The sequence below is a fragment of the Pseudoalteromonas sp. S16_S37 genome (assembly GCF_014694405.1).
GTDB lineage: Bacteria > Pseudomonadota > Gammaproteobacteria > Enterobacterales > Alteromonadaceae > Pseudoalteromonas.
Genome location: NZ_JAAUWV010000122.1, coordinates 1 through 2,329 on the forward strand (window position 1 = coordinate 1; position 2,329 = coordinate 2,329).

The following is a 2,329-nucleotide window of genomic DNA, read 5'->3' on the forward strand; positions in this document are numbered from 1 at the left end:
TTTTTTTATTTAGCGATTCATAAGATCACTAAACATCATGAATGTTCCCCACATTTTCCAAAATTTCTAAAATCTCCATCTTATTGATATATAAACACTAGTTTTGGGGATACCTTAGCTCATGGAGAGTAAATCAACTCTGCCTAGCACAAAAAACAAATCACATAGGTCAAAAATCAATGAAGCTTACACCGATCTCAAAAATTATGTAGAAGGAAGAAGTAAAAAAGGAAAAAACAACCCATGGAGAAATGCCTACAATCATGCCTCCCATTGCGACGTGAAGACCAGCCAAAGTATAAAGAAAAAACTAGACAAGCTGGCAGATAAATTTGATGAACGTAAGTATATAAAAGTAAGATCGGTAAACATCATACCTTGCTCTACTATCTTTGGGCTTACTAAAGATGCCTGTCCAAATCAGGTTGCCGAAGATGACTATGACTATATAAAAAATTTAGAAGCTAATAGTAAAGTTATACTTTGTATTAAAAGTAGAAATATTAATGACTTTATTTCATATTTGGAGAATTGATTTGTTTAAACAATATTTAAGTTCCACTCTATTTGAAAGTTGTATAAAAAAAATCACTCTGAATAAAAGTTTAAGTTCAAATGAAGCTGAATATCTTTACTCTGTAGCGATTGTTTTTCTTAATGTCTACGAGAAAGATAAAAGAAAAAGAACTTATTTTGATTTTTCATACTATATTATACTTTTAGTGTCAATTTCTATTAAAGATTATCGGGCACTTCATCATTTTAGCCTTAGCTTTGGGTTGTACCCAATATCAAATCACATCAAAAGGTTCAAGCTAATTGATGATGACTCTCTTGAAGAGGTTTTGATTGGTGAGCAGATCGAATGTTACAAATCTGATGGGATTGTTGATACTCATGAACAAAATACAGCTCGAGACTTAATATTGGAAAAGCAGGCTGCAGACTTAGCCTTTATTGCTCCCACTTCGTTTGGAAAAAGCTCGACAATTGTCAGCTTAATTAAGAAAAATAATAAAAAACGATTTGCTGTTATTGTTCCAACTAAGTCCCTTTTAGCTCAAACATTTAGAAAGCTAAATGCTGAGTTGCCAGACAGAAATTTGTACTTTCACGATGAAATGTTTGTTAATTGCAATGATTTTGTCGCTGTTTTGACTCAAGAAAGGGCGCTGAGAGCTCTTAAAAAGCAAGGTGTGAGTTTTGATTTTCTCATTGTGGATGAGGCACATAAGATATTTGACTTCAATTCGAGGTCGATTTTACTGTCGAGGTTGATAAAAAGAAATAAAAGGCTTAACCCAAGTTCGAACACCATATATTTGTCACCTTTAATCAGTGATCCGAATAATCTTGCGATAGACATAGGGCAAAGATTTGAAGAGGCGAGAATTGAGAAAAATGTTAAAGAAGTGAGGGCTAAATTACACGACGAAGATCATAAAAACTATGTTTTTAACCGCTATGTTCAAAAGTTCTTTTATGAGAGCGATTCTATTGACTATATGTCATATATTTTGGAAAACAAGAAAGAGAAAAATTTTGTTTTCTTGAGAACACCGAGAAAAATAGAAAGCTTTGCTAAAGAAATAGCAGCCAATTTGCCTGATAAAAACAACGCATACTTAAATGAAATTGCTGAAATAGTTTCGAGATATATTCATGAAGAGCACTTTAGTGTTGAATATATTAAAAAAGGTTTAGTTTATATCCATGGGCAAATGCCAGATATCTTAAAGGAGTATCTTGAGTATAAGTTTGGGGTAGAAGCTAGAGTTAGTTTTTTAATTGCTAATTCTGTTGTTCTTGAAGGAGTTAATTTACCAATCGATAACTTGTATATGTTAGATCTTAGAGGTGTAAACGATTCTGATTTAATAAATCTTGTAGGTAGGGTTAATCGACTTAATGAAGTTTTTAGTGAAAAAGATAAGAATCTAGATAAACTTGTAGCAGAGGCTCATTTTGTACATGCTGGTAATTACACTACTTGCAGTATGAAGAATAAAGTAGAGCAATTGAAGTCTAGATTAAAAAAAGATGAAGTGAAAAATCCACTTTTACTAAACCATGATATGAAGAAAATCGAATCGTTAGCTGAAAAAAGTAATGAGGAAGGTGAAAATGCAAAATTAAAGCTTGTGCGATTAAATCAAGTTTTAGAAAACGAAAATTATTTGGATTTAAATTATCTTGATGACAGTGATATAGCAGGGCCCGAGCACACTTTGTTAATTCCTGTTAACCAAACAAAAGCTCTGCTCTAAAATCATCGTCAAAACTAGCAGCAACGAGCTTGCTGCGAATTGAGCCTTTGCTTTTTGTGTGC

General features: G+C 32.5%; 2 protein-coding genes. Both read left to right on the plus strand.

Going from position 1 to position 2,329, the window contains the following annotated elements:
- Positions 1–121: 121 nt before the first annotated feature.
- Positions 122–535 (plus strand): hypothetical protein, encoded by a 414-nt coding sequence (locus HC733_RS21980; protein WP_190367113.1) that lies wholly within the window; start codon positions 122–124, stop codon positions 533–535.
- On the plus strand, positions 507–2,267 hold the full coding sequence (locus tag HC733_RS21985; RefSeq protein WP_190367114.1) for a DEAD/DEAH box helicase: 1,761 nt from the start codon (positions 507–509) through the stop codon (positions 2,265–2,267). The genes HC733_RS21980 and HC733_RS21985 overlap by 29 nt, the downstream gene beginning before the upstream one ends.
- The last annotated feature ends 62 nt before the right edge of the window (positions 2,268–2,329 follow it).

Coding starts and splice junctions, on each gene's coding strand:
- HC733_RS21980 (WP_190367113.1), top strand. CDS start 122: ATGGAGAGTAAATCAACTCTGCCTAGCACAAAAAACAAATCACATAGG.
- HC733_RS21985 (WP_190367114.1), top strand. CDS start 507: ATGACTTTATTTCATATTTGGAGAATTGATTTGTTTAAACAATATTTA.